The 26,736-nt window shown below is 42.1% G+C and carries 24 protein-coding genes and 1 pseudogene; 16 read left to right on the top strand and 9 right to left on the bottom strand.

Annotated elements, in window-relative coordinates; all coding sequences use genetic code 11:
* Nucleotides 1–311: pseudogene (locus CWB80_RS02740) on the bottom strand (hypothetical protein); the annotation flags it as partial.
* A gap of 62 nt (nucleotides 312–373) precedes the next feature.
* On the opposite strand from CWB80_RS02740, the gene rsmD reads away from it, so the two are divergent.
* From rsmD to CWB80_RS02675, 13 genes are all read left to right on the top strand, one after another.
* Nucleotides 374–991 carry a 16S rRNA (guanine(966)-N(2))-methyltransferase RsmD gene (rsmD, locus tag CWB80_RS02735; RefSeq protein WP_138601680.1) on the top strand — a complete coding sequence of 206 codons (618 nt, stop codon included), beginning with the start codon at nucleotides 374–376 and terminating at the stop codon, nucleotides 989–991.
* Between the two features lie 145 nt (nucleotides 992–1,136).
* A complete protein-coding gene (rpsU, locus tag CWB80_RS02730) occupies nucleotides 1,137–1,352 on the top strand; it encodes a 30S ribosomal protein S21 (RefSeq protein WP_002957797.1) in 216 nt (71 codons plus the stop codon).
* A gap of 21 nt (nucleotides 1,353–1,373) precedes the next feature.
* Nucleotides 1,374–1,820, top strand: a complete 447-nt coding sequence (locus tag CWB80_RS02725; RefSeq protein ID WP_054551044.1) for a GatB/YqeY domain-containing protein — start codon at nucleotides 1,374–1,376, stop codon at nucleotides 1,818–1,820.
* Between the two features lie 136 nt (nucleotides 1,821–1,956).
* The gene (gene dnaG, locus CWB80_RS02720; RefSeq protein ID WP_138601682.1) at nucleotides 1,957–3,708 is read left to right on the top strand and encodes a DNA primase; all 1,752 of its coding nucleotides are present in this window, start codon (nucleotides 1,957–1,959) and stop codon (nucleotides 3,706–3,708) included.
* A gap of 123 nt (nucleotides 3,709–3,831) precedes the next feature.
* Nucleotides 3,832–5,691 carry an RNA polymerase sigma factor RpoD gene (rpoD, locus tag CWB80_RS02715; RefSeq protein ID WP_138601684.1) on the top strand — a complete coding sequence of 620 codons (1,860 nt, stop codon included), beginning with the start codon at nucleotides 3,832–3,834 and terminating at the stop codon, nucleotides 5,689–5,691.
* A 64-nt stretch (nucleotides 5,692–5,755) separates the two neighbouring features.
* Nucleotides 5,756–6,637, top strand: coding sequence for a 50S ribosomal protein L11 methyltransferase (gene prmA / locus CWB80_RS02710; RefSeq protein ID WP_138601686.1), 882 nt, complete (start codon nucleotides 5,756–5,758; stop codon nucleotides 6,635–6,637).
* A gap of 270 nt (nucleotides 6,638–6,907) precedes the next feature.
* Complete coding sequence (gene dusB, locus CWB80_RS02705; RefSeq protein WP_138601688.1) at nucleotides 6,908–7,879, top strand: tRNA dihydrouridine synthase DusB; 972 nt, start codon at nucleotides 6,908–6,910, stop codon at nucleotides 7,877–7,879.
* Between the two features lie 21 nt (nucleotides 7,880–7,900).
* Entirely contained in the window at nucleotides 7,901–8,191 is a 291-nt protein-coding gene (gene fis / locus CWB80_RS02700) for a DNA-binding transcriptional regulator Fis (RefSeq protein ID WP_002957804.1), read from the top strand.
* Nucleotides 8,192–8,421: 230 nt separating this feature from the next.
* Nucleotides 8,422–10,008, top strand: coding sequence for a bifunctional phosphoribosylaminoimidazolecarboxamide formyltransferase/IMP cyclohydrolase (gene purH / locus CWB80_RS02695; RefSeq protein WP_138601690.1), 1,587 nt, complete (start codon nucleotides 8,422–8,424; stop codon nucleotides 10,006–10,008).
* Nucleotides 10,009–10,107: 99 nt separating this feature from the next.
* Nucleotides 10,108–10,929 (top strand): class I SAM-dependent methyltransferase, encoded by an 822-nt coding sequence (locus CWB80_RS02690; RefSeq protein ID WP_138601692.1) that lies wholly within the window; start codon nucleotides 10,108–10,110, stop codon nucleotides 10,927–10,929.
* A 15-nt stretch (nucleotides 10,930–10,944) separates the two neighbouring features.
* Complete coding sequence (gene purD, locus CWB80_RS02685; protein WP_138601695.1) at nucleotides 10,945–12,231, top strand: phosphoribosylamine--glycine ligase; 1,287 nt, start codon at nucleotides 10,945–10,947, stop codon at nucleotides 12,229–12,231.
* A gap of 93 nt (nucleotides 12,232–12,324) precedes the next feature.
* Nucleotides 12,325–14,823 carry an EAL domain-containing protein gene (locus CWB80_RS02680; RefSeq protein WP_138601697.1) on the top strand — a complete coding sequence of 833 codons (2,499 nt, stop codon included), beginning with the start codon at nucleotides 12,325–12,327 and terminating at the stop codon, nucleotides 14,821–14,823.
* Nucleotides 14,824–14,870: 47 nt separating this feature from the next.
* Nucleotides 14,871–15,680 (top strand): DUF2797 domain-containing protein, encoded by an 810-nt coding sequence (locus CWB80_RS02675; protein WP_138601699.1) that lies wholly within the window; start codon nucleotides 14,871–14,873, stop codon nucleotides 15,678–15,680.
* Here CWB80_RS02675 and CWB80_RS02670 read toward each other — a convergent pair.
* Nucleotides 15,677–18,181: an EAL domain-containing protein gene (locus CWB80_RS02670; RefSeq protein ID WP_138601701.1), complete on the bottom strand. Its 2,505-nt coding sequence runs from the start codon at nucleotides 18,179–18,181 to the stop codon at nucleotides 15,677–15,679. The two genes, CWB80_RS02675 and CWB80_RS02670, sit on opposite strands and share 4 nt — an antisense overlap.
* A gap of 78 nt (nucleotides 18,182–18,259) precedes the next feature.
* Here CWB80_RS02670 and CWB80_RS02665 point away from each other — a divergent pair, with 78 nt between their 5' ends.
* Nucleotides 18,260–18,553: a DUF4144 family protein gene (locus CWB80_RS02665; protein WP_138601703.1), complete on the top strand. Its 294-nt coding sequence runs from the start codon at nucleotides 18,260–18,262 to the stop codon at nucleotides 18,551–18,553.
* On the opposite strand, the gene CWB80_RS02660 is transcribed toward CWB80_RS02665, so the two are convergent.
* From CWB80_RS02660 to CWB80_RS02635, 6 genes are all read right to left on the bottom strand, one after another.
* Nucleotides 18,550–19,470: a histone deacetylase family protein gene (locus tag CWB80_RS02660; protein ID WP_138601705.1), complete on the bottom strand. Its 921-nt coding sequence runs from the start codon at nucleotides 19,468–19,470 to the stop codon at nucleotides 18,550–18,552. The genes CWB80_RS02665 and CWB80_RS02660 overlap by 4 nt on opposite strands.
* Before the next feature lie 68 nt (nucleotides 19,471–19,538).
* A complete protein-coding gene (locus tag CWB80_RS02655; protein ID WP_138601707.1) occupies nucleotides 19,539–21,086 on the bottom strand; it encodes a serine hydrolase in 1,548 nt (515 codons plus the stop codon).
* Nucleotides 21,083–21,598 carry a gamma-glutamylcyclotransferase family protein gene (locus CWB80_RS02650; protein WP_138601709.1) on the bottom strand — a complete coding sequence of 172 codons (516 nt, stop codon included), beginning with the start codon at nucleotides 21,596–21,598 and terminating at the stop codon, nucleotides 21,083–21,085. Before CWB80_RS02650 ends, CWB80_RS02655 begins: the two co-directional genes overlap by 4 nt.
* A 7-nt stretch (nucleotides 21,599–21,605) precedes the next feature.
* On the bottom strand, nucleotides 21,606–22,226 hold the full coding sequence (locus CWB80_RS02645; RefSeq protein ID WP_138601711.1) for a LysE family translocator: 621 nt from the start codon (nucleotides 22,224–22,226) through the stop codon (nucleotides 21,606–21,608).
* Nucleotides 22,227–22,232: 6 nt separating this feature from the next.
* Nucleotides 22,233–23,015, bottom strand: coding sequence for a hypothetical protein (locus tag CWB80_RS02640; RefSeq protein WP_054551028.1), 783 nt, complete (start codon nucleotides 23,013–23,015; stop codon nucleotides 22,233–22,235).
* Nucleotides 23,016–23,018: 3 nt separating this feature from the next.
* Nucleotides 23,019–23,489 carry a CreA family protein gene (locus tag CWB80_RS02635; protein ID WP_054551027.1) on the bottom strand — a complete coding sequence of 157 codons (471 nt, stop codon included), beginning with the start codon at nucleotides 23,487–23,489 and terminating at the stop codon, nucleotides 23,019–23,021.
* Between the two features lie 103 nt (nucleotides 23,490–23,592).
* Here CWB80_RS02635 and CWB80_RS02630 point away from each other — a divergent pair, with 103 nt between their 5' ends.
* A complete protein-coding gene (locus CWB80_RS02630; protein ID WP_138601713.1) occupies nucleotides 23,593–24,180 on the top strand; it encodes an outer membrane beta-barrel protein in 588 nt (195 codons plus the stop codon).
* Nucleotides 24,181–24,190: 10 nt separating this feature from the next.
* Nucleotides 24,191–24,520 carry a 5-carboxymethyl-2-hydroxymuconate Delta-isomerase gene (locus tag CWB80_RS02625; RefSeq protein ID WP_054551025.1) on the top strand — a complete coding sequence of 110 codons (330 nt, stop codon included), beginning with the start codon at nucleotides 24,191–24,193 and terminating at the stop codon, nucleotides 24,518–24,520.
* 1 nt (nucleotide 24,521) lies between these two features.
* Here the strand turns inward: CWB80_RS02625 and CWB80_RS02620 are convergent, their stop codons facing one another.
* Nucleotides 24,522–26,651, bottom strand: coding sequence for a winged helix-turn-helix domain-containing protein (locus CWB80_RS02620; RefSeq protein ID WP_171041481.1), 2,130 nt, complete (start codon nucleotides 26,649–26,651; stop codon nucleotides 24,522–24,524).
* Nucleotides 26,652–26,736 lie beyond the last annotated feature (85 nt).

Below are 26,736 nucleotides of genomic sequence, written 5' to 3'. Positions count from 1 at the left end.
ATACGTTCTTGCTCTAAACGTTCAGCTTCTGCCTTTTCGGCTTCAATTCGCTGTTGTTCTTCTATTTGCTTCTGGTTATCAGCCTCTTTTGCTGCTTGCTCTGCTTGTTGCTTATCTGATTTGCCAAAACCAAACCAAGACAGGAATTTACTTTTTTTTGCCATACTTGCTAATAACCACTTATAAAAATCTGATAAACTTACATGAATAATAGTTTGGTGACAGTTCAGCTTTTTAGCCAAACATAAACAGGTACCATCTATCGCTAAGGTCGCAATACTATCACTTTTAGCGCAGTAGAAAAATGACACGCTAGCTATTGCATACAATATTATCTGAGCTAGGGGTCAGTTACCAATGATTAGTGAGTTAAATGAGAAAAAAATCAACAGCTAACCGCCAAGCAAAAGCAGCGAACAATAAATCAGCAAATGGTTTTATTCGTATTATTAGTGGGCAATTTCGCGGTAGAAAATTACCAGTAAAAGATGTGCAAGGCTTGCGTCCAACCACAGACCGTATAAAAGAAACAGTATTTAACTGGCTCATGCAAGATACCCGAGGCGCAGCTGTTCTTGACTGCTTTGCTGGTTCTGGCGGCTTAGGGTTTGAAGCTTTATCGCGCTTTGCTGATCATGCTGTGTTTTTCGAACTAGATAAAAGTGCCGCTAGCCAGCTAAAAGAAAACATTAACATGCTTAAATTGGATAATGCCGTCGTAAAACAAGGCAATAGCCTTTCATTATTAGAACAAAAGACGCAAAACGAGCAATTTGATCTAATTTTTGTTGACCCGCCATTTCGACAAAACTTGGCTGAAAAAAGTTGTTTTTTACTCGAAAAAAATAACTGGTTATCTGCCCAAGCACTTATATATGTTGAGGTCGAAAGCGAACTAAGCGACCTAAGCTCACCAGATAACTGGATGCTTTTAAAAGAAAAAACTGCCGGACAAGTAATTTGTCGGCTATATCAACGCCAGACAAATTAACACTGTTTTGCAAACCTAGTTTCTGTTAATATTATTCTTTACATGTGGTGTTGCTTCGGATTACAATACCGCACCATTTTTGAACCACTTGGTCGTTATTCGATCAACTTGAGCAACGCTCATTATTTAGGTAGGTGAATTTTTAATGCCAGTAATTAAAGTAAGAGAGAACGAACCGTTTGACGTAGCACTTCGTCGCTTCAAGCGTTCATGTGAAAAAGCAGGTATCCTTTCAGAAGTTCGTCGTCGCGAGCACTATGAAAAACCAACAGCTGAGCGTAAGCGTAAAAAAGCTGCTGCAGTAAAGCGTCACATGAAGAAGCTTTCTCGCGATAACGCACGTCGCGTTAAATTATACTAATCAGTATTTGGTCTTGTATAAATGAGCCTTTTATTAACGCTAAAAGATGCGCAAAAAGATGCGATGAAGGCAAAAGACAAAGAACGTCTTAAACCTATCCGCATGGTACTTGCTGCAATCAAGCAACGTGAGATTGACGAGCAAATTACACTTGATGACGACGGTATTACCGCTGTTTTAGTAAAGCTTGTTAAGCAACGTCGCGATTCTTACACCCAGTACATTGATGCGGGTCGTGAAGATTTAGCTGAAATTGAAGCCAGTGAGATTAAAGCACTTGAAGAATTCTTACCTCAACAATTGAGTGAAGAAGAAATCATTGCTCTTATTGACTCGGCTATAGCTGATACAAACGCAGCGGGTATGCAAGACATGGGTAAGGTAATGGGAGTTATCAAAAGCAAAGCTGAAGGTCGTGCCGATTTAGGTAAGATTTCTGGCTTAATCAAGCAACGATTAACTGCCTAACCCCCACATACAGATGTATGATTCAAGCAAACCGAGCCTAGTGCTCGGTTTCTTGCTTTTAGTCTTTCATAAACACAGTAATTGTGTTCAAATCTTATTTTACAACGCATAGATAGCGCAGGAAAAAACAACAGCTATGGCCGGAAAGATCCCTCGACAGTTTATTGATGATTTACTCGCACGCACAGATATTGTTGAGTTAATTGATTCGAGAGTTGGCCTAAAAAAAGCAGGTAAAGACTACCAAGCCTGTTGCCCATTTCACAACGAAAAGTCACCCTCTTTTACCGTTTCTCAAGATAAACAGTTTTACCACTGCTTTGGTTGTGGTGCCAATGGCAATGCAATTTCATTTGTCATGGAATACGACAAATTAGAGTTCGTTGACGCCATTGAAGAATTAGCGAGTATGCTCAATTTAGACGTACCTCGCGAACAAGGCACAAGCTCAGGCCCGCAACGCACCGCAGAACAAAAGCGCTCTGATTACGATTTAATGTTACATGCTGCTCGCTTTTACCAACATCAATTAAAGCATCATGCCAACTCGAAAACGGTTATCGACTATATCAAGGGTCGTGGTTTAAGCGGTGAAACAGCGAAAAAATTCATGATTGGTTATGCGCCAAGTGAATGGGAAGCGCTATGCCAGCAACTTGGCCGCAATAAAGAACAAAAAGAGCAGCTTGTAGAACTAAAACTAGCCTCTGAAAAGTCGCCTGGTCGCCAATTTGACTTCTTCCGTGACCGACTTATGTTCCCTATTCGCGATAAACGCGGTCGGGTGATTGCGTTTGGTGGCCGTGTTATGCAAGCGGATCAAGGTCCTAAATACCTTAACTCACCAGAAACCCGTATTTTCCATAAAGGCTTTGAGCTTTATGGTTTATACGAAGCCAAGCAAGCGCATAAAAAACTTGAACATATTTTAATTGTTGAAGGCTACATGGATGTCGTTGCTTTAGCTGAGCAAGGCATCGAATATGCCGTCGCCGCCCTTGGCACAGCAACGACCGCAGAGCATATGCACACTTTATTTAGAACCACGGATAAAGTGATTTGCTGCTACGACGGTGACCGTGCAGGTCGCGATGCTGCTTGGCGAGCGCTTGAGAATGCACTGCCTTATCTTGCCGACGGTAAGTCGTTGAAGTTTGTGTTTTTACCTGATGGTGAAGACCCTGATTCACTGGTACAAAAAGAAGGTAAAGACGCTTTCGAAGCTAGGTTAAGCGAAGCCGATGATTTTACTAAGGTGCTGTTTAATAAACTCAGCCAAGAGATAGACCTTACACAAGACGCAGGTAAAGCAAAGCTCCTTAGTAATGCTCTACCACTAATTGAAAAAATCCCTAGTGATTTTTATCAAGAAAATATTTTAGAACATCTTGGCCGCTTAATTGGTCGAACAAGAGAGCAATTAAATAACCGCGTTAAGTCACCAAAGCAACAGCATGCGATTGAGCGTAAATTTAAAATAACGCCGATGCGCCAAGCGATTGGTATTTTATTGCAACACCCAAGTTTGGCGACCAGCATTGCTTATATGCCGGAGTTAGCTGAGATGAAAATAGCCGGTATTGAGCTATTTTTACGCATTCAGCACTTAGCACTAGAACGTGAAGGTATCACCACCGCACAAATTTTAGAGTCATTTAGGGATGGCGCTGAATATGACGCGCTGGTGAAATTAGCCACTTGGCAGCATCAAATAAATGACGATCGTTTAGAGACGGTTTTTAAAAATACTTTTAAATTTATTGAAGACCAGTGTTTAAATTATCGACTAGAGACCCTATTAATAAAAGACAAGACCCAAGGCTTAAGCAGCGAAGAAAGGCTGGAATGCCACTTACTGACGCAAGCGTTAAAAGGCAGCAACAGCTAGTCAGAATTGAATAATGCTGTTATACTGTGCTATTCACTGCGTCTAGTTAGTTTTCGTGTCGCTTAATTAGTAAGCGAGCTGGCGCCTGTTGTATCAACTTTCAGAGTGGAAGAATAAATCTCTATGGATCCAACTCCTCAGTCACAATTAAAGCTTCTGATTCAAAAAGGTAAAGAGCAAGGTTATTTAACTTTTGCAGAAGTTAATGATCACCTTCCACAAGACATTATCGACTCAGATCAGGTAGAAGATATCATTAGCATGATTAATGATATGGGTATCAAGGTAAGTGAAAACGCACCTGATGCCGATGAATTAATGATGCAAGAAACAACGACAGACGAAGACGCAGCAGAAGCCGCGGCAGCTGCACTTGCGACTGTAGAAAAAGAGATCGGTCGAACAACTGACCCTGTACGTATGTATATGCGTGAAATGGGTACTGTTGAACTTCTTACGCGTGAAGGCGAAATCGTAATCGCTAAGCGTATTGAGGAAGGTATTAACCAAGTACAGATTTCAGTTGCTGAATACCCAGAAGCAATTACTTATCTACTAGAGCAATGGGACAAATTCGAAGCTGAAGAAATGCGCTTAAGCGATATTATCTCTGGCTTCTTTGATCCTAATAATGAAGACGAATCACAAATTTCTGCAACACACATCGGTTCTGAGTTAAACGAAGAGCAACTCGACGAAGAAGACGACGAAGACGATGATGACGAAGATAGTGACGATGATAGCGATGATGATAACGATGGCGACACAGGTCCAGATCCTGAAGAAGCCCGTATTCACTTCGAAAACTTACGTGAGCTTTATAATAAAGCACGCGAAACGTTCGAAGAAAAAGGTCGCTCACACCCTGACTCACTTGTAGCTATTGCAGAAATCGGCGAACTATTTAAAACATTTAAATTAGTGCCAAAACAGTTTGACCGCATGGTTAACAACATGCGTGAAATGATGGACCGCGTTCGTGTACAAGAACGTATCATCATGAAGCAAGCTGTACAAATTGCTAAGTTACCGAAAAAGAACTTTATCAAGCACTTTGCAAATAACGAAACAGACACAAGCTGGATCGACCTTGAGATTGCTGCAAACGAGAAATACTCAGTAGCACTTGAATCAGTTAAACCAGAAATCATTCGTTGCATCAGCAAACTAAGTGCAATTGAAGAAAGCACTGGCCTTAGCATCGAACGAATTAAAGACATCAACCGACGTATGAGTATTGGTGAAGCGAAAGCCCGCCGTGCGAAGAAAGAAATGGTTGAAGCGAACTTACGTCTTGTAATTTCAATTGCGAAAAAATACACCAACCGTGGTTTACAATTCTTAGACCTTATCCAAGAAGGTAATATTGGTCTAATGAAAGCGGTTGATAAGTTCGAATACCGCCGTGGTTATAAGTTCTCAACTTATGCAACATGGTGGATCCGTCAAGCAATCACACGTTCGATTGCTGACCAAGCACGCACCATCCGTATTCCTGTGCACATGATTGAGACGATCAACAAGTTAAACCGTATCTCTCGTCAAATGCTACAAGAGATGGGGCGTGAGCCGAGCCCAGAAGAATTAGCTGAGCGTATGTTAATGCCTGAAGACAAGATCCGTAAGGTACTTAAGATCGCTAAAGAGCCTATTTCAATGGAAACACCAATCGGTGATGATGAAGATTCGCACTTAGGTGACTTCATTGAAGATACCACAATCGATTCACCTATTGATTCTGCAACCATGGAATCACTACGTGGCGCAACAAACGATGTACTAGCGGGCTTAACAGCACGTGAAGCTAAAGTATTACGTATGCGTTTCGGTATCGACATGAACACTGACCATACATTAGAAGAAGTAGGTAAACAATTTGACGTAACACGTGAGCGTATTCGTCAAATCGAAGCGAAAGCGTTACGTAAATTACGTCACCCTTCTCGCTCTGACTTACTGAAAAGCTTCTTAGATGCTAAGTAATTTAGTATCGCGTTATTAACTAAAAGGCCGCTGTTGCGGCCTTTTTTCTATTCGAGAGATATTCATGGCTTGGATCCAAATTCGCATCAATGCAAACGCAGACAACGCTGAATTAATCAGCGACTTACTCATGGACACTGGCAGTGCCTCAGTCACTTATGTTGATGCCAAAGATACTCCTATTTATGAGCCAAAGCTTGGGACTGTGCAGTTATGGGCTGATACCACTGTGATTGGCCTGTATGACGCAAACCATGATATGGACAGCGTTGTAGCAACATTAAATGCTGAAGCAACACTCGCCGATAAGCTCGTTTATAAAATTGAACAGCTTGAAGATAAAGATTGGGAGCGTGAGTGGATGGATAACTTCCACCCTATTCAATTTGGTGAGCGCTTATGGATCTGTCCAAGTTGGCGCGATATTCCCGACCCTGATGCGGTTAATGTATTGCTCGACCCTGGCCTTGCTTTTGGCACAGGTACCCATGCAACCACTGCGCTTTGTTTGAAGTGGCTAGAAAGCCAAGATTTAACAGGTAAAACCGTGGTCGACTTTGGTTGTGGCTCAGGTATTTTAGGAATTGCGGCGATCAAACTCGGTGCAGAGCGTATGATCGGTATCGATATAGATCCTCAAGCCCTTGAAGCAAGCCGCGACAATGCAAAACGTAATGGCGTTGCAGATAAACTTGAAGTGTATTTACCTGAAGATCAACCAGAGTTTACAGCCGATATTGTGGTTGCAAACATCTTAGCTCAACCACTTCGTGAACTACATGAAGTGATTTTAGGTCTTTTAAAACCGAATGGTAAAATTGCTATGTCAGGAATTTTAGAAGAACAAGCTCAGTCTGTAGCCGATGTTTATGCCCCGTTTTTAGCACTTGATGAAGTGGCTGTTGAAGGTGAATGGACCCGTGTCAGCGGCGTCAAAAAAGCTTAAACAGCACTAGAGCATTTACTCAAACATAATAGGTAAAGCCTATATTTAACAGGCTTTACCTTATTTTTACAGTTAATCGTTTCGCACTTTTTTGCGAGTAAAAAAATTTCTGTTTAAATATCAAACAAATCAACCTACCCGTCAAACTGTTATCAAAAGTCAATACGAAAAGGGCAAAAAAAAGTCACTTTTGTTCAATTTATAGCCTTTGATTTTTGCCAAAAAAACCGTAAACTTAGCGCCCCTTGAAAAGAGGCCAATTGAATAACAGTGCGTATCGGTTCATACCAACTTGAGAACAATGTAATTGTCGCGCCAATGGCAGGCATTACAGACAGACCATTTAGACAACTTTGCCGTCGCTTAGGTGCGGGCCTTGCTGTTTCTGAAATGCTCTCGTCAAACCCGAAAGTATGGAAAACTGAAAAATCGATGAACCGTATGGATCACAGCGGTGAATCGGGAATTCGTTCGGTGCAAATCGCCGGAGCCGATCCTGAGCTTATGGCACAGGCAGCACAATTCAATGTCAGCAATGGTGCACAGATCATAGATATCAATATGGGGTGCCCAGCTAAAAAAGTGAATAAGAAACTCGCAGGCTCTGCCTTATTACAGTTTCCTGAATTAGTACAAGAGATACTCGATGCCGTTGTAAACGCTGTCGATGTCCCTGTCACTTTAAAAATCCGTACTGGATGGGATCAGGATAACCGTAATGGTGTCGAGATTGCGAGAATAGCTGAACGTTATGGCATTGCCTCACTGGCAGTACATGGGCGAACGCGCGCATGTATGTATAAAGGTGAAGCAGAGTACGCCACAATTAGGGATATTAAACGTTCAGTGTCTATCCCTGTCGTTGCCAATGGTGATATTACTTCACCAGAAAAAGCAAAGCAGGTTTTGGATTTTACGGGTGCAGATGCCATTATGATTGGTCGAGCCGCCCAAGGTCGCCCTTGGATTTTTAGGGAGATAGACCACTATTTGCGAACTGGAGAACATTTGCCAGCACCTGAAATTGCAGAGGTGCGTAGCATTTTGATGGAGCATTTAGACAATCTTCATCAGTTTTACGGGGAGCCAATGGGAGCGCGTATCGCTCGAAAGCATGTATCTTGGTATTTGCAAACCCATGACAGTGACGGTCAGTTTAGGCGAGTATTTAATGCGTTAGATAACCCACAGGCACAAGTCGACGCATTAGAAGAATACTTTAAAACACTAGCAGCTAACTAAGAAAGAAAGAGACATATAACGATGTTCGAACAAAACGTGACTTCTCCATTTATCACAAACCCTCATGTACAGTCACACGAGAAACCACAGCCGTTGCGTGATGCAGTGAAAAAAGCTGTTCATCACTACTTAAAGCAACTTAATGGTCAAGACGTACAAGACGTATACGACCTTGTTCTTTCTGAGCTAGAAGCACCATTACTTGAAGAAGTAATGACGTACACGCGTGGTAACCAAACTCGTGCTGCAATCTTACTAGGTATCAACCGTGGTACTTTACGTAAGAAGCTTAAAAAATACGGCATGAACTGATACCCGTTATATTGAATCCGTAATCAGTTTAACGAGCTATCGTTATAATTGCTTACAGCTTCATAGTAACTGGTAATAAGTTATTTGAAAAAAGCACCTTAGGGTGCTTTTTTTATAGCTGTTAAAAACTATGCAAAATCCTCACGCTTTAAACGTCGTTTTTTAAAGCAGATTCAGTTAAAATACCGCCTTTCTAAGCTAGCTCAAACATTGAGGTAATCAAAACTACAATGGATACACATCGTCCAATTCGTCGCGCACTATTAAGTGTGTCAGATAAAACCGGTATCGTTGAATTTGCTCGCGCTCTTGAAGCACAAGGCGTGGATATTTTATCAACTGGCGGTACTTGCAAATTACTTGCTGATAACGGCATCAAAGTCACTGAAGTATCTGACCATACTGGTCACCCTGAGATCATGGATGGTCGCGTAAAAACACTTCATCCAAAAATTCACGGCGGCATCCTAGCGCGTCGCGGTCAAGATGAAGACGTAATGAGCGAGAATAACATCTCTGCTATCGATATCGTTGTAGTTAACTTATACCCCTTCGCAAACACTGTTGCGAAAGAAGACTGCAGCCTAGAAGATGCGATTGAAAACATTGATATCGGTGGTCCAACTATGGTTCGCGCTGCGGCGAAAAACCATAAAGACGTAACTATCGTAGTTAATGCAAAAGATTACGACCGTGTGATCAGCGAAATGCAAAGCAACAACGGTTCAACAACGTATAAAACACGTTTTGATCTAGCTATTGCTGCTTACGAGCACACAGCTCAGTACGATGGCATGATTGCAAACTACTTTGGCAAGATGGTTCCTGACTACACAGAGGAAGCAGCTGAAGAGACTAAGTTCCCACGTACTATCAACATGCAGTTCACTAAGAAGCAAGATATGCGCTACGGTGAAAACTCACACCAAGACGCTGCTTTTTATGTTGAAAACGACTTAACTGAAGCATCTGTTGCGACGGCAGTTCAACTGCAAGGTAAAGCACTTTCTTACAACAACATTGCTGATACTGACGCAGCATTAGAGTGTGTAAAAGAATTCGACTTACCAGCGTGTGTTATCGTAAAACATGCGAACCCTTGTGGTGTGTCAATTGGTGACAACATTCTTGAAGCTTATGATCGTGCATTCAAAACTGACCCTACATCAGCATTTGGTGGCATCATCGCATTCAATAAAGAACTTGATGCAGACACAGCTGAAGCAATTGTTGCTCGTCAATTCGTTGAAGTTATCATTGCACCTAAAGTATCTGAAGCAGCTGCACAAATCGTATCTGCTAAGCAAAACGTACGTTTATTAGAGTGTGGTGAGTGGTCTGGTAATGCAACAGGTCACGACATCAAGCGTGTTAATGGCGGTATTCTAGTTCAAGACCGCGACCTAGGCATGGTAACGCAAGGCGACCTTAAAGTTGTATCTAAGCGTCAACCAACTGAGCAAGAATTAAAAGATCTTTTATTCTGCTGGAAAGTAGCTAAATTCGTTAAGTCTAACGCAATCGTTTATGCACGTGACGGTATGACGATTGGTGTAGGTGCAGGCCAAATGAGCCGTGTTTACTCAGCTAAAATTGCGGGTATCAAAGCCGCTGACGAAAACCTTGAAGTTAAAGGTTCAGTTATGGCATCGGATGCATTCTTCCCATTCCGTGACGGTATTGATGCAGCAGCAGAGGCTGGCATTACCGCAGTTATTCAACCAGGTGGCTCAATGCGCGATGAAGAAGTTATCGCTGCAGCTGACGAAGCTGGTATGGCAATGGTATTTACAGGTATGCGCCATTTCCGCCACTAATCACATAAAGGGTTAAGCAAATAGCTTAACCCTTTTTGTTTGCCACAAATTCACGTATTCTGATTAATAATAATTACCCATATAATGAAGGAATAGATGATGAAATTTGCCGTAAAAACGTTACTCGTTGCCAGCCTTGCACTGACATCAGCACAGGCTCTAAGCCATTCTTATGAATCAGCGCTTACACAAGCCGTGCAATCAAGTGAACGTGATGCTAAAAATAGCGCACGTGATAAATATCGCCATCCAGTTGAGACACTTGAGTTCTTTGGCTTTAAGCCAAACATGACCGTTGTTGAAATTGCGCCGGGCGGTGGTTGGTACAGCGAAATCCTTGCGCCAGCTGTAAAAGGCCATGGTGTTTACTACGCGGCACATTTCCCTGCTGATTCTGAGGTGGGTTATTACCAACGTTCATTAGCTGGTTTTAAGAAAAAGATGAGCGATGACGCACGCTTCAGTGAAGTTAAACTAACTGAATTTGCACCAGTAACACATCTTGATATTGCACCAGCGGGTAGCGCAGATCTTGTCTTAACATTTAGAAATGTACACAACTGGTACATGGGTAAAGATAAAGAAGGCGCGTTAAGTGCGTTTAAAGCATTTTATAAAGCACTTAAACCAGGCGGCACTTTAGGTGTGGTTGAACACCGTCTACCTGAAGCGCGCAGCGATGAAGATCAGAAATCATCAGGTTATATGAAGCAAAGCTATGTAGTTGATATTGCAAAGCAAGCTGGCTTTGAACTGGTGGCAAGCAGTGACATTAATGCAAACCCACTTGATACAGCAGATCACCCTAAAGGGGTGTGGACACTACCACCAAGCCTTCGTTTAGGCGAGCAAGATGCCGCGAAGTATAAAGCGATTGGTGAAAGTGATCGTATGACGCTGAAGTTTAAAAAACCGCTATAAATAGGATTATACGCCATGAATGTACTTGTCATCGGCAGTGGCGGCCGCGAACACGCTCTTGCGTTTAAGGCTGCACAAAATACTAAAGTAAACACCGTTTTCGTAGCTCCTGGTAACGCAGGTACTGCACTAGAGCCAAAACTTGAAAACGTAGCTATCAACGTTGAAGACCTAGCAGGTTTAGTTACTTTTGCTAAAGAAAACAACGTTGAGTTAACTATTGTTGGTCCAGAAGTACCGCTTGTTTTAGGTGTCGTTGATACATTCCGTGAAAACGGTCTAGCTATCTTTGGCCCAACAGCAGGTGCTGCACAGCTAGAAGGCTCGAAGTCATTCACTAAAGACTTCTTAGCACGTCACGACATTCCAACAGCTGATTACCAAACGTTTGAGCAAATCGATCCTGCATTGGCTTACCTAAAAGAAAAAGGTGCGCCAATTGTTGTTAAAGCTGATGGCTTAGCAGCAGGTAAAGGCGTTATCGTTGCGATGACAGAGCTTGAAGCTGAAGAAGCTATCCGCGATATGCTTGCAGGCAACAGCTTCGGTGAAGCCGGTAGCCGTGTAGTTATCGAAGAGTTCTTAGAAGGTGAAGAAGCTTCTTTCATCGTGATGGTTGATGGCAAAAACGTACTGCCATTTGCAACTAGCCAAGACCACAAACGCGCTTACAACGGTGACCAAGGTCCAAACACTGGTGGCATGGGTGCATACTCACCGGCTCCAGTTGTTACAGATGAAATTCACCAACGTATTATGAACGAAGTGATCAACCCAACAGTTGAAGGTATGGCAAAAGAAGGCCACCCTTATACTGGTTTCTTATACGCTGGTTTAATGATCACCGCTGATGGTACGCCAAAAGTAATCGAATACAACTGTCGTTTTGGCGACCCTGAAACACAACCTATGATGCTTCGTCTTAAGTCTGACCTTGTTGAACTTATCGAAGCGGCTAACCGTGAAGAACTAGATAAAACAGCAATCGAGTTCGACCCACGTGCAGCAGTCGGTGTTGTATTAGCAGCTAAAGGCTACCCAGATAGCTACCCGAAAGGTGATGCAATCAGCGGCTTACAAGTTACTTACCCTGAAGGTGAGAAAGTATTCCACGCAGGGACTAAGCAAGACGGCGACAACGTAGTAACAGCTGGCGGTCGTGTACTGTGTGCTACGGCACTTGGCAACACTGTAACTGAAGCGCAGCAACGTGCTTATAAACTAGTTGATCAAATCAGCTGGGAAGGCATGGAATATCGTACTGATATCGCCTATCGTGCAATTGCTCGCGAACAGAATTAAGGTCAAACCAGTCTAATTCTGAAAAAAGCGCAGTTTATCTGCGCTTTTTTAATGCTACACTATGAGAATATTTTCCTAGATAAAGAACTAATTTTGAATAATAAAGCACTGAAATATAACTTTGTTTCATTTCTTATTCTGACAATTTTGTTTTTTATCATTGCTACCCTAGCTGCACATTTAGCCAGCCCTACCCGCTACACCATAGATAAAACAGCCCCCATCTACAGTAATACGGCGTATCGAATAGATAGCAGTAAAGCGCTAACACTCGAGCAGTTTTTAGCTGAGCCAGACAAGCTTAAACATCGCCCTTTTAAAGATGTTGAATGGGATTTAGCAGCGCAAGATTATTGGTTAAAGCTTGATTTAGAAAACCGTCAAGCTAAGCCTGTGGAGCTGGCGATTCACTTTGACAACCCTATGGTTGATTACCTTAGCGTTTATCATGTTGATGATACAGGGCAGCTTATAGATACAACCGAGCTAGGTGATAAAGTCTCTGGCCTTAGTTTGTTTCAATACAGTACACCGCACAGCATGCTCACCATGCAGGGCTATGAACAAACATCCCTCATTATAAAAATAGATACGGTTGGGATTAGCAAAACACCTATTAATATTTATGGTGAAAAAGAGTTTCAAGACCTACTACGTTCGCAATCAGGAATTTGGGGGATCTTCATTGGTGTGCTGATCATGGCAGCTCTGTATAACTTGGTATTATTTTTAGGGATCCGTGACCGCGTCTATCTTATTTATATAGGCTACATCATCTCAGCACTACTACTTATGGGCTCAGTGCTAGGCTTTGGTTTTTATTTATGGCCGTTATCGTGGCAAATCTTTTTTAATGAGCAAGTGGTCTTCAGTAACTACGCGATTGCATTTTTCACCGTCGCCTTTTGCACCATGTTCTTACGCTACCATAAAGACAATTGCCGCTTATACAAACTCAGTATCAGCTTTTTAGCCTTGCTGTTCAGCCTCGGTTTGCTCAGCTTTTTTATGTTGGAATACCATTCCTCGAAAATCTTTTTTGCCATCATGGTGCCGTTATACATTTTATGTATTTGCATGATTTACAAAAAGTTGGTGAGTGGTTTTCGGTGGGCAAAGTTTTACGTCATGTCGTGGGTGCCACTGATTGTAGGCGCTGCCATTCAGCCGTTAGAACTAACGGGCTTTATTCCCTACAGTTTTGCTGTTAGGCACATATTTTTAGTCGCCATTCTCTGTGAGATTGTGCTTATGGCAATGGCGCTGGCAGACCGTGTTCGTTATCAACGTGAAAAAGCGCTGTATCATGCAACCCATACGCAACAAACTGAGCTACTCAACCAAGCAATGCTCAAACAAGCCTATATGGCGATTGCCTCGGAGCAAAGACTCGCTAACCTTTGTTTAGTGAAAATAGAGCAATTCAATGCCCTTATGAGCATTCTAAAGCCAAGTCAAAGCAGCCAAATAATTATTACTGTTGCCCAATCGCTAGAGCATCAAATTAATAAAAATAGGCAATTTATTAATTTAGAATCAGCGTTAGATAACAGTCCAAAAGTGGCTGACTTAGGCAATGGTGTACTGGCTTTTATTTCGACCAAAATTCAATCGAAAGCAGAAATCTATCAAGAACTTAGCAATATATGCAAGCAGCTACCTAAGCAATATAAAGTGGCAGGCTTAGACCTTCAGCTTTATTACCGCTATAGCATTACTGAACCGGTGAGTGATGATGGCTTTGATATTTGGCTGCAACGTGGCTACTTAGGTTTATCGCAAAAACATCAAAATATAGACTTTAGTAAAGCTCATATTGATATGGATGTGAGCCTTGCTGCTGAGTTACAACAAGCAATGCGAAGTAATACCTTAGCTATTTACTTACAACCCATTATTAGTTTACGCAGCGGTGCTATTTCTGGTGCAGAGGCATTATTACGCTGGCCAACAGCAGGTAAACATCTTGATATTGAGCAACTCATTTTATTGGCTGAGCGCACTGGTTTAATTAACGAATTGAGCTTATGGGTGATTGATCAGGCTTGCCTAGCCGCTGCAAAGCTTAATCGACAAGGCTATCGCGACCATACCATTAGCGTTAATTTAAGTGCTAAGAATCTCGCGATCCCTAAGCTGGTCGAAAAAGTCGAAAACACCATTCTAAAACATGGCATTACTGCGGATCAGTTAAAGTTTGAATTAACTGAGTTTGCGCTTATAAAGAACCATGATGAAATGGTCAGCTTTATCAGCGAACTCAATAAACTCGGTAGCAAGGTGGTACTCGATGATTTTGGTACTGGTTACTCGTCGTTAAACTACTTAGTGAATTATTCTTTTAGTACGATTAAAGTCGATAAGAGCTTTATTCTGGATTTAGTGAATAACACTACCAACCAAGTGGTGGTAAAAACGGCCATTGATATGGCCCATAACCTTGATATGAATATCACCATCGAAGGCATTGAAGACCAAGAAACAGAAAAAATGCTGATCAAGATGGGCGCAGATCAAGGGCAAGGCTATTATTACAGCAAAGCGGTGCCGATTAATGAGTATCTAAGCTTTATTGCCTCACAATTTAAATAGGCCGTGTTACACTGCCCTTTTTTAACATCTTTAGGGGCCATGTAAAGATGCAAGGTACGATCAGAAAATTAAAGTCGACACTGACCTCTCCTGTCGAATATCAATTACCTATCGGTGATGAGCTAGTTTTATTAAATGACTATATTGGTAAGCCGCTCTCGCTGACTTTCACCGGCAATATTTTTTGCTGTAACTGTGGTAAGAAAACCAAGAAAAGCTACTCTCAAGGCCACTGTTTTGTGTGTATGCGCAAACTGGCTAGTTGTGACATGTGTATCATGAAACCTGAAACGTGTCACTTTGATAAGGGCACCTGTCGTGAGCCACAGTGGGGTGAAGAAAACTGCATGATCCCGCATTACGTGTATTTAGCCAACACCTCTGGCCTAAAAGTAGGTATTACCCGCCATACTCAAATTCCTACACGCTGGATTGACCAAGGTGCGACGCAAGCTTTACCTATCTTCAAAGTACAAACCCGCCTTCAATCGGGTTTAGTTGAGGTTGCTTTAGCCGAGTTTATTGCTGATAAAACCAATTGGCGAAACATGCTAAAAGGCCAATCTGAAGCGATTGATTTAAAAGCTGCGGCAGCAGAGTTGATCCCACAAATTGATGCTAAGCTGAGTGAACTTGCAGAGCTATTTGGCGCAACAGCCATTGAAAAGCTCGATGAAGAGGTGGTCGAGCTAGACTACCCAGTAAGTGAATACCCAAGCAAGATCAGCTCTTTCAATTTTGATAAAGCACCAGAAGTATCGGGTATTTTAAAAGGCATTAAAGGCCAGTACTTAATTTTTGATACTGGCGTCATTAATATTCGTAAGTTCACTTCTTACGAAATTAGCCTAGCTTAGGCTCTTTTTTCGGTATTGAGATAAAAGTCATACCATTGTTGCTTCGCTATTGGGCGGCAAAAGTAATAGCCTTGAATGGTATCGCAGTTAAGTGAACGTAAGTAATTTAACTGCTCTACCTTCTCTACCCCTTCCGCGACAACATGAATACTCAAGCTTTTCGCCAGGCTAATAATCGCCGTGACAATTTCACTATTACCGTATTCATCTGGCACTTTTGCGATAAAGCTGGCATCAATTTTTAACGTATCAATTGGCAGTTTGGTTAAGTAGCTTAAAGCCGAATAGCCCGTGCCAAAGTCATCTAACGTTATATGCACGCCTAACTTTTTAAGCGCGAGTAACTCTTGCTTAGCCTCACTAAAGTGGCTGATAAAACAGCTTTCTGTAAGCTCTACTTCAAGCTTGTGTGGGTCTACATCGTAACGCTCGAGTAAGCGCTCTACATTTGATGCTAGTTGCCCCTGACGTAAGTGATTAGCCGAAATATTAATTGCTAAGCGCCCTGCTTCAATGCCTTGTTGCTGCCATTTTTCTAACTCTTTACAGGCCTGCTCGATGACCCATAAATCAAGCTTCACAATTAGGCCAAGCTCTTCAGCAAGAGGAATAAATTTAGCGGGTGATATCACCCCAAGATTTGGCTCATGCCAACGTAAGAGCGCCTCTACCCCTAAAATTTTGCCAGAATTTAACTGCTGCTTAGGCTGGAAATAAAGCTCAAACTCATCGCTTTCGATGGCGTTTTGTAATCGGCTCATCATAGCCAATCGCTCTAAAGAGCGTGCATTCATCGCAGGTTTGAATAATTGAAATGAATTACGCCCCACTTCTTTAGCACGGTACATAGCAATATCGGCATGCTTGAGCAACGTAGCGCTATCTACGCCATCATCAGGGAAAACTGCAGCGCCAATTGAGGCTGTAATTGCAACCACATGCTCGTTAATAGCAAGCGGCATACTCACTTGCTGTAATACTTGTTCGGCAAAGTTGAGCAGTGTTTCAACCCGATTTACTTCACATAACAGGACAAACTCATCGCCACCTAAGCGTGCAAGGGTATCCCCTTCAGGAAGAATTGATAAAATACGCTCTGCCACTTGCTGTAATAAGTTATCGCCAGCGTCATGCCCTAAACTGTCGTTCACCTCTTTAAAGCGGTCTAAGTCGATAAACATCACCGCTAATAGATCATGGTTTCGTTTGGCGCTGCTAAGAGCTATTGAGAGTCGGTCATGAAATAAGCGCCGATTAGGCAGGCCTGTCAGTTCATCGTAATAGGCGAGCTGGGCAATTTTTTCTTCTGCACGCTTGCGCTCTGTAATGTCGCTAAAAATTGCCGCATAAAGTACTTCATCAAAGTTAGGATCTTTAATCTGGATAATGGTGAGCCACTCAACAAACTCTTCACCATCTTTTTTGCAATTGCAGATCTCCCCCTGCCAGACCCCTTCGTATTCAATGGCATGCCACATCTTTTGATAAAACGAACGGCTATGTTTTGTAGAGCTTAAAATATTAGGGCGCTTTCCAATTACTTCATGCTCAGCAAAGCCGGTCAATTTAGTAAAAGCAGGGTTAACTTGAATAATCGTGCCGTCTTTACGGGTTAGCATTATGCCATCGAGTGAGGCATCAATAATTTTATTTGCCAAAAACAAGTTACGTTGTGACTTTTGCAAAGCAATATCACGCTGCTCAATTGCCCGCTCAAGCTCGCAGCAATAAGCTGACTCAATCTCAGTGATCAAATCAGCGAATGAAATTACCCCGCAAATTTCATCATCTCTGACCACCAAATGACGCACATTACGATCTGTCATAGTGCGATACGCATCAAATAAACTGCTTTCACAATCAATTTCAATGAGCGGGTAGCTGGCATATTGCCAACAAGGATTTAGCCACTCAGTTTGAATGATCAGCTCAACAATATCACGCTGAGTAATAATACCGTGCAGTTCAAGCTCTTGGTTATAAACCAGTACACTATCAAGGCGGCCTGCACGCATCAGTTGCACAACCTCTTCTATCGGTGTTTGCGCATCAACTATCTCTAGGTCAGTGCAATACTGTTCATGAATAGGTCGAAATTGTAGGTAGTGGTCCAAACCTTGGTTATGCACAATATCAGATAAGTTCAACATACCTGCAGGCTGATTCTCACTATCCATCACCAATAAATGACGAATGCCATGCTGTTGAAAACGCAGGGTTGCATCACTGACTGAGCATTGATTCGGCACTGTAATAACAGGCGCAGACATGACCTCGTGAATGGCAAGGTTCTTATAGAGCGGGCTGCTGATGTCAATTTTCAAACAATCAGCCTCAGTCCAAATACCAACAACAGACTGCTCATGCTTGATAAAAATCGCCGTTACATTGTGAACATGCATCAACCTCACCGCATCGACCAAAGGCGTATGCGCAGGACACGATACCAGCTTTTGCGAAAAAACATCACTCACCTTTTGATGTCGTCTTGGTTGATTCATAAGTAGACTTTCCTAGTTCTTACATGAATTGGCAATTATAATCATTTCAACCTCGGCAGCTTTGACACAGGACAATAAATGCACTCATCATTTCCTAAGATTATTTTTTCAGACCATGAATTAGCATTAGTAGAAGATGAAGCCGATATAGAAAGCTTTGTATATGGTTTGAGTGAAGAGCAGCAGCAAGAAGCTATCTTGCTTTTAACAACAGGGCTGTATGTCAACTTGCAGGGAGAAAGCGTGAAAGCGTTAACTGACGTTGAACTTGCGAATAGAGTGACAGAGTATCTAGCACAAGAAGGAGTGTGCTGCTTAAGTAAGGTTACTCGGCTTACATCAGCGCAAGCCTTTGCGATGCTGGTAGATTAAGGGGCATCCACCAGCGCTTTAATGTGCGCAACGGCACTGCGACCAAGGGCTGATAAAGCATAGCCCCCTTCAAGATAAGAGATAATCCCTTTGCAACCTTGCTGCTGACAAAATTCAGCTAATTGCGTGGTTAGCCATGCGTAATCGTCTTCAACAAACTTCAGGCTTGCCATGTCATCTTCAAGGTGAGCATCAAACCCGGCACTAATAAACAATAGTTCAGGTTTAAATTCATTGAGTTTTGGTAGCCACTGCTCAAGGTAAACAGCTTTTAAGTCATTACCATCACTGGCAATTGGCAGCGGTGAGTTCACTAAGGTCGCGTTATTTTCAACGGCGGTATTTGGGTAAAAAGGGTGTTGAAACAAAGAGCAAAACAACACAGTGTCATCATCTAAAAAGATATCTTGCGTGCCATTACCGTGGTGTACATCAAAGTCCAAAATAGCGATACGTTTAACACCTTTGCTTTGCGCGTATTTCACGGCAATGGCTAGGTTATTAAAAACGCAAAACCCTGCAGAGGTGCTGCGGTTTGCATGATGCCCAGGTGGTCTAACAGAACAAAACGCGGCATCCAGCTTATCAGCAAGGATTTCATCAACGGCGAGTAATCCAGCACCAACGGCTCGTTCAATCGCTTTCATTGAATCTGGGCACAACCAAGTGTCGCCGTCTAATTCAGCAAGTCCTTCATCTGGAATTGTTTGCTCTACATGGCTTACCAAAGGTTCATCATGAGCACGTAAAAAGTCGTCGCGGCTGGCTTTAGGAGCTTGTAAGTGAGTAATTGCTATATCAACACCACTTGCTAGCAAGCGGTCGGTGATCACATCTAAACGCGCAGGGCATTCGGGGTGATCCTCAATCATTTTATGTTTACGACAAAATGGATGTGAGATAACTGCCGTTCTCATAATACGCTCCTTGAATTATTTTCCCCCAGTATAACAAAGCCACCTAATGGTGGCTTTGCGACTTTGGTTTACTTTTTAGCGCGTAAATCTAAATTCCTAAAGTCAAAACTAAAGTCTGTCACCGCCGTTGAGACAGCGCGCATTTTTGCACTACTCACTCGGTTATCAGGGCTCATTTGAAACTCAATGTAAGCATCTGCTTCGAGTAACTTTTCATCCCACTTAACAATAAATGTATTGCCGGTGTAATGCTCAAGCTGACCTTTCAAACGCTTTGTATGAGTAAAATCAATACGTAGCTGGCCATTTAACTCTTCAATAACCACATCACCATACCAGTTATCATGCAGCGTGCCTGTATAGTTGATGTTTGGTAGTTTCGCTTGATAATCCGCAGGTGTTTCTGGTTTTGCGTTTTCATAAGCTTCTTTTTTACCTTCAAAGTGCTTTTTAGCAAGATCTTCAACCCAGTCTTTATCTTCAAGATCTAATGCATCTTCGAGCACTTCATAGGTCACCGCAGAGAGCGCGCTGAATGCTTGCTGGTTACTCAGAATAACAATACCGAGGTTTTTCTCAGGTAATAAAGTCACTTGAGACACCATGCCTAAGATACCACCACCGTGGCCTAGCTTTTTAATGCCGTGGAAATCTTCAATGCTCCAGCCTAAACCATAGCCCCTAAATTGTTGGTGGTAAGCTTCATAAGCACTTTTTGATGCCATTGATGTAATATGCGGGTGCCACATTTGTTGCTGCTGCTTTTCAGTGAATAACTGCTGGCCATTTGGCATTTTGCCATGAGCAAGCTGCGTGCGTAGCCATTGGCTCATATCGCTCACGCTTGATGCAATCGCACCTGCGCCACGGAAATCTTCAAGGTAGTTCACAAAAAATGGATGAAGTTGGCCATCCATTGGAATATGACCCGTCGCCCAGTTTTTATTGCTACTAGGGATACGTGAAAAACCTGCGCGTGAGTTTTTCATATCAAGTGGCTGAAGAATATTTTTCTCGATGTAATCATTCCAGCTCATGCCTGAAACACGGGCTACTACCTCACCGGCTGTTACAAACATTAAGTTGTTATAGGCGTATTTACTACGAAAGCTACTCGCTGGTTTTAAGTATTTTAGCCCTGCGATAATTTCATCAACTGATTTGTCAGTATCTGGCCAAATCATTAAATCGCCTTGCCCTAAACCCAAACCGCTACGGTGGCTTAATAAATCGCGAATGGTCATTTCACGTGTTACATAAGGGTCATACAGACGAAACTCAGGAAGATGATCAATTACTTTGTCATCCCAGCTAAGCTTACCTTCATCAATTAATTTAGCTAACGCTGCTGCGGTAAATGCCTTGGTGTTTGACGCGATACCGAATAAAGTGTCTTTATTTACTTTTTTACCGGTATCAAGGTGAGATACACCAAAACCTTTTGCTAGCACGACTTGGTCATTTTCAACAATCGCCACTGCCATACCCGGCACATCAAAACGTGCCATTGACGTTTCGATTACTTTTTCAATTTTTTTAGTATCAATATCGGCATAACTGTAAAACGAACAGCTCGATAACAGCGCCGCGGCAACGGCTAATTTACGAAATATCATAATATCCCTTGGTGATTTTTATTGTTGTGAATAGCGAACTCTTTCGCTGCTCGGGTTTTATCTGGATCATCGCAACTTGGTCTTGCGAGTATTGCTTCACTGTAATGATTTGGTACACCTGCTTCAAGCGCTCCGCGATGAACATGCTGAAGATACCAGTCGAATGGCAATAATGACTCATCTAAGGTGTTGGCAATATAACAATGGGCAGCAAGTTGCTCACCATCGATGAGTTCAACGGTGATATCCACACAGTCATAACGCGGCCCTTCAATACCATCAAGAATCGATTTTTCAGCTTCGTTTAACTGATACACAACACCATATACCAAGGCATCTGCCTGATCTGTTTTGCGCACGCTACACTTTGCAGAGCCGTCGGTACTGACCATATCAAACGTCAGCTCATAGCCCTTTAAAGTAGCTGTGCCTACCCGCTTTGCTTCAGGTAACCTTGCCAGCAATCTGCTCGATGACATATTTGAACCAAATGAAAAGTTATATAACGCCATACTTACCTCACACAACAACGCGAATAGCTAAGGCAATTAAGATCACACCAATGCCTCTATCAAACCAGTATCCGCTTTTTAAGAAAAATGCTCGCACTGATGCTTTTGATAACATCAATGATAAAAATGAAAACCACAGCCAAGTCGCCATTGCCATATACACGCCATAACCAGCCTGCACTACAACAGGTGTTTCAGGGCTTATTACAAGAGTAAACAACGACATAAAAAACAGTGTTGCTTTGGGATTAAGGGCATTGGTAAAAAAGCCGCGTCGAAATGCTTTATATACAGATTCAGGCTCAGCAGGAGCAAGGGTTTGCTGTTTACTATCGCTAGGTTTTGCGCTTCGTAAAGCTTGCACACCCAAGTAAGCCAAATAAGCCCCTGCAAGGTATTTTAAAGCCATGAATAAGCTAGGTGACTGGGATAAAATTAATGCCACACCTAATACACAATAAGCAATATGCAGCAAAATAGCCGCACCAACCCCTGCACTGGTCCAAAGTGCATTTTTACGACCCTGTTGAATACTTTGCTTTAGTACAATTGCAAAGTCAGGGCCTGGGCTTGCTACTGCAAAAAAGTGAGCAATGGCTATCAATAAAAACTCATCTAAATACTGCACTCAATATTACCCTACTGCTTGTTCATCTAATGCTAATAACAACGGATTTGCACTGTCACTCACCAATGCTTTAATTTGCTTTTGCGCTTTTTTATATTGGCTGCGTAAATGGGGCTTTAAAAACTTCTTCGACTGATTATCCCCTTTAAAATGCGTAACCAGCGCATGCATAAATAGCGTTTGTGGCTCAGTCAACGCCGCTTGGCGATTAGCATAAGGGTTATAACCGCAGCCGCAGCCTCCTTTAAATTGATACACCGTATTACTCATCATCACCCCAAAGCCTAAATAGCATGCCAACGCATCGCTCGCTTGCGGTAAATACTCTTTACCACCGGGAGGTAAGACACCCACATGGTGAATCAAAATGGTTGCTAAGGTACCAGCAAAACTTGCCACTAAATCTTGCGGTTGATTGATTTGGTTCGGGTTAAATGAGATATTCACCGGATGATTTGCCGGCACAATTAAACTCGCCTCGCTACCACGTAAATTGTCTTGAAATTCAAAGTGTGGAAACACCTGAGGTGTAAGCCCGGATGGCGCAACTAAGTTAATTGGCCACGCCTGCATCCCCGCATAATCAACAACTCGACTAAATACCTTTTCAGCCATTTCACTGACGCTCGACACCCTATCCGGAAAGAACTGTCCGTTAGGTAAAATGATTTGTGTGTGTTTTAAAAAATATTCACTATCAAAGTGTTCAACAGCCCATAAAAAGGTATCGATTAACCACTGCTGCTCTTGCTCATCAACAAGTGGGGCTGACTTAAATAACGCTAACATAAATTACTCTTGTGATTGTGCCCATTGCCATGCATCCGTATTGTAAAGAGGCACAGTTGATAAAGCATGATGATGGCTACCGCTCGACTCTTTCGTTGAATAAGACAAATATAATAATGTGCGTGTTGGCGCATCATAAATACGACGCACTTTTAACGACTTAAACAAAATACTTTTCGATGACTTAAACACCACTTCGCCCGATTTACTGCGGTCAATTTGTTGTAATTGTTCAGCGGTTATAGGTCCTGTTTGACGACAGGCAATAGACATATCAGATGGATCTGCAAAATCAAGATTCGCTTCAATATGGCTAATATGGCAAGTAACACCGCTTATAAGCGGGTCTTGTTGTGATACCACTTTAATATCTTTGGTCGTAAATAACCCCAAACTCACCGAAGCAGCGTCATCCGAGCAACCGCTCAACAAAATCAGTGGCGCAGTAAGTGCAGCTAATTTTAGTAACTTCATCCTAGTGTTCCTTATTAAAAAGCGATAGTTGTCCGTTTACAACGATTTGCTTGCTATGTTTCAATACTATCTCAAAATATCTTCAACAACGAGCACCTAAACAATGAAAAAATCGCTTGGTTTACTGTGTTTAATGTTCTTAAGTACTACCGCTCACGCTGACTACTCTATTAGCGCTGGTTTCGGCAAAAACTTTACTAACTCGGTGCAAACCGAAGAAAACCTAAAAATTGAGCTTGAGGATGACAGCCATTTTACTGTCAGCCTAGATAGAACCCTTAATAATGCCCGCTATGGCTTCTTTTATTCAGCTACCAAACTCGACATGAAAGACCAAACCAACAAGCAAGTCGAGATGCAATACCTGCTATTTCAAAGTGCTATAGAAGTACCATTAGCAAATCGTATTGTAGGTTTTGTTGGCGCTCAAATTGGCGCAAATCATGTCAGCACAGATTTTGCCGACTCTGACACATTCTTTACCACAGGTCTTTATGGTGGCGCCGAGTATTTATTTACTGATCAAGCACGGGTTTATATTGAAACTCGCTGGTTGGCAACTATTGTAAATAATGCAAGTAACGTATCATGCACATTACCAGCATCTGAAGACAGCCAATGTCTATGGCACTTTGATGGTGATGTATTAAACCAATTTCAAACAAACATCGGTTTTAGTTACCGCTTTTAAGGAAAACCCCATGCCGCACATTGTTATAGAACACTCAGAAGACTTGCCAATTCTGCCACAAGTGTTAGTTGAAAAAGTTCACCAAGCCGTTTTTGACTCAGGCTTATTTGATCTTTCGACCATAAAGACTCGTGCAATCGCTTATCAACATTACGAGTTAGGTGAAGGTAAAGATGGCTTTATACACATCGGCGCATCAATTATGGCAGGAAGAACCGTAGAGCAAAAGCAGATGCTTAGTGAGCAATTATTAAATTGCTTAAGAACATACTGCCGCCGCTCGTATAGTCTAAGCGTTAATATTTATGATATGGATGCTGATATCTATCGTAAGTGCTAGCTTACTTTGGTAAATAAGCTGCGGGTAAACGCTTGATTTCTATCTCAGGCGATAGATACGCAGTGTAAACCAACCAACGTTCATCGGGTATGTAGGTCAGACCCGATGAACGGCTATAAGCGCGCTCAGGCAAAGCAATTAAATCATGATGTTGTTTACTAGCTAAGTCATAGTAGCTAATACGATAATCACCTCGGCGCTCTTTATAATAATAAATACGCCCTTCATGATACGCGTTTTTTGCTACTCGTAACCACGCATATTTGCGCGCCAACTTAACATCGTTCACCAGCATTTCTTCAACACCTGTATCATGATGTTTAATCCAAATAGCATGGCGCGAATTGGTAAATAAAATATCGCCCGATTGTGTTTCAACGCCATACTGTGCTGGCATTTCAACAGCTTTTCCTTGGTTTTTTCCTGATAAATCATAACGGTAAAGATAGTCACCATCAGAGACTAAAAAATGCTGACTATCAGCACTAAACTTAGGTTTAGCAGCATAGCTAAATGGCAGTTCGATTTGTTGGCTTTGCTCTACTTTGAAATCATAAAAATATAAACGAGCGCTGCCGTTATCGTTCAATGAAAACAAGATATAACGTCCATCGGCTGACCAGGTCGGGTCACGGATCTCAGCGGTACTATGTGAAATATTAGTAAGCTGTTTTCGCGAGCTACTATCGGGGTTTACAATCCAAAGCTGCGAACTGCCTGACTCATTCGACACATACAGCAGTTTATTCTGTTGCTGATTATACTCGGGAAAGAGCGAGCTAAAGTTAGTCGACAACATAGAAAATGGCGAGCTTGCCACCTGTTCGTCTATTTTCAGTCGCGTGATCACCTTATCTAAATCCCATTGATGATAATAAACACTCCCATCGCCACTGAAGTTAGGTGAACTCATACCAGCAATTTGCGTGTTGATTAAGGTTTTATTCTTAATATCATAAAAATAGCCATAACGCTTACCGCCCTCTACCGCACTAAACGCTAATTGCTCTTTAGACGGATGCCAATCTACACCATGAATATCAACAAAATCATGAGTTAGCCGTTGGCTTTGCCCTGTTTTTACATCTATTAAAAACAACGCTTTTTGGTTGTTTTTAACATTACGAGTAACCACAATTCGCTGTGCATCGGGCGAAAACGACACCGACTCATACACAGTTTCGCAGTCATCATTACAAGGAATAACTGTTTCTTTTGTTTGTTTTTCCTGTAACCCAAGTAGCTTGATACGAGTCACCCTGTTGCCTGACTGCCCAGTATGATCTGCAATGTAGGCTAGAGTTTTGCCATCACTACTGATATCAAGATCTGCTGCATAGCTATTACTGCACTCGCCAAGTACAACACTGGTGGCATTCACCAAAGACAGTTTTACAATTTCACAAACATCTGACGCCATTCGGTAATAGTATAAAGTATTTGAGTCTGGGCTAAACACAGAGCGTCCTTCGGTAAAAGGTGAGTCTGTTAATTGCTTGGCTGGGTGTTCAGGAAAATGTAAATCGCGTAAATAGAGGTTATTTTGTTTCCCAAGTTGTCGCCATGAATACACCAAATAGTGTTGATCATCTGAAATTGAAGGATAAATCTCACGACCAGGGCTTGCCGTCACACTTTCGATGCTATTAAGTGGCAACACAAAGCTTGAATTGATTTGCTCTGAGGGCGATGAGAACAACCAATATATTCCCACTAGGCTTATTAAACAAAAAGCCACAAACAACTGCCTTATTTGTACTGCTGTGATACTAAAGCCCTCGGTTTTTACTTCATCGGCTGTAGCTATTGGTTCAGGCTTTAACAGTACCCGGTAACCCGTTTTACGTAATGTCTCTATATAAGTTTGTTCTGGGTCGAGTTCTTTAAATGTTTTTCGTAAATGCCAAATAGCATTCGTTAACGCTTTTTCCCCAACATAAAAATTACCTTCCCACACATGGTTAATAAGATCTTCACGGGTGATAGGTTCAGGGTAGCGCCCAACTAAACAGCCTAATAGCTCAATAAATTTAGGCTGCAAAAGCTGTTCACTGCCATTGCATATCAGTTTATTTTCGAGCGGGTTAACAACACATGGGCCCAGCTGATAAGCGCGATTAGATGTTTCCATTAACTCTAAATAAAACCTCATTTTAGATAAACAGCAGTGTAAGCCCCTACCAATCTAACGTAAAAGCCAAGTATTAACCAGTCTA

Source organism: Pseudoalteromonas sp. S1650, assembly GCF_005887195.1.
In the GTDB taxonomy this organism is placed as follows: Bacteria; Pseudomonadota; Gammaproteobacteria; order Enterobacterales; family Alteromonadaceae; genus Pseudoalteromonas; species Pseudoalteromonas simplex.
The sequence above is the reverse complement of the archived record's forward strand: the minus strand, read 5'-3'. Positions and strand labels throughout refer to the sequence as shown.

Excerpts from the sequence above, each read along its gene's own strand:
- purH (WP_138601690.1), top strand. The coding sequence starts at position 8,422 with ATGGATACACATCGTCCAATTCGTCGCGCACTATTAAGTGTGTCAGAT.
- dnaG (WP_138601682.1), top strand. The coding sequence starts at position 1,957 with ATGGCCGGAAAGATCCCTCGACAGTTTATTGATGATTTACTCGCACGC.
- rpsU (WP_002957797.1), top strand. The coding sequence starts at position 1,137 with ATGCCAGTAATTAAAGTAAGAGAGAACGAACCGTTTGACGTAGCACTT.
- rpoD (WP_138601684.1), top strand. The coding sequence starts at position 3,832 with ATGGATCCAACTCCTCAGTCACAATTAAAGCTTCTGATTCAAAAAGGT.
- rsmD (WP_138601680.1), top strand. The coding sequence starts at position 374 with ATGAGAAAAAAATCAACAGCTAACCGCCAAGCAAAAGCAGCGAACAAT.
- CWB80_RS02670 (WP_138601701.1), bottom strand. The coding sequence starts at position 18,181 with ATGAATCAACCAAGACGACATCAAAAGGTGAGTGATGTTTTTTCGCAA.
- CWB80_RS02650 (WP_138601709.1), bottom strand. The coding sequence starts at position 21,598 with ATGGCGTTATATAACTTTTCATTTGGTTCAAATATGTCATCGAGCAGA.
- CWB80_RS02690 (WP_138601692.1), top strand. The coding sequence starts at position 10,108 with ATGAAATTTGCCGTAAAAACGTTACTCGTTGCCAGCCTTGCACTGACA.
- CWB80_RS02660 (WP_138601705.1), bottom strand. The coding sequence starts at position 19,470 with ATGAGAACGGCAGTTATCTCACATCCATTTTGTCGTAAACATAAAATG.
- fis (WP_002957804.1), top strand. The coding sequence starts at position 7,901 with ATGTTCGAACAAAACGTGACTTCTCCATTTATCACAAACCCTCATGTA.
- CWB80_RS02665 (WP_138601703.1), top strand. The coding sequence starts at position 18,260 with ATGCACTCATCATTTCCTAAGATTATTTTTTCAGACCATGAATTAGCA.
- CWB80_RS02725 (WP_054551044.1), top strand. The coding sequence starts at position 1,374 with ATGAGCCTTTTATTAACGCTAAAAGATGCGCAAAAAGATGCGATGAAG.
- CWB80_RS02630 (WP_138601713.1), top strand. The coding sequence starts at position 23,593 with ATGAAAAAATCGCTTGGTTTACTGTGTTTAATGTTCTTAAGTACTACC.
- CWB80_RS02655 (WP_138601707.1), bottom strand. The coding sequence starts at position 21,086 with ATGATATTTCGTAAATTAGCCGTTGCCGCGGCGCTGTTATCGAGCTGT.
- purD (WP_138601695.1), top strand. The coding sequence starts at position 10,945 with ATGAATGTACTTGTCATCGGCAGTGGCGGCCGCGAACACGCTCTTGCG.
- CWB80_RS02640 (WP_054551028.1), bottom strand. The coding sequence starts at position 23,015 with ATGTTAGCGTTATTTAAGTCAGCCCCACTTGTTGATGAGCAAGAGCAG.
- CWB80_RS02625 (WP_054551025.1), top strand. The coding sequence starts at position 24,191 with ATGCCGCACATTGTTATAGAACACTCAGAAGACTTGCCAATTCTGCCA.
- prmA (WP_138601686.1), top strand. The coding sequence starts at position 5,756 with ATGGCTTGGATCCAAATTCGCATCAATGCAAACGCAGACAACGCTGAA.
- CWB80_RS02635 (WP_054551027.1), bottom strand. The coding sequence starts at position 23,489 with ATGAAGTTACTAAAATTAGCTGCACTTACTGCGCCACTGATTTTGTTG.
- CWB80_RS02620 (WP_171041481.1), bottom strand. The coding sequence starts at position 26,651 with ATGGAAACATCTAATCGCGCTTATCAGCTGGGCCCATGTGTTGTTAAC.
- CWB80_RS02675 (WP_138601699.1), top strand. The coding sequence starts at position 14,871 with ATGCAAGGTACGATCAGAAAATTAAAGTCGACACTGACCTCTCCTGTC.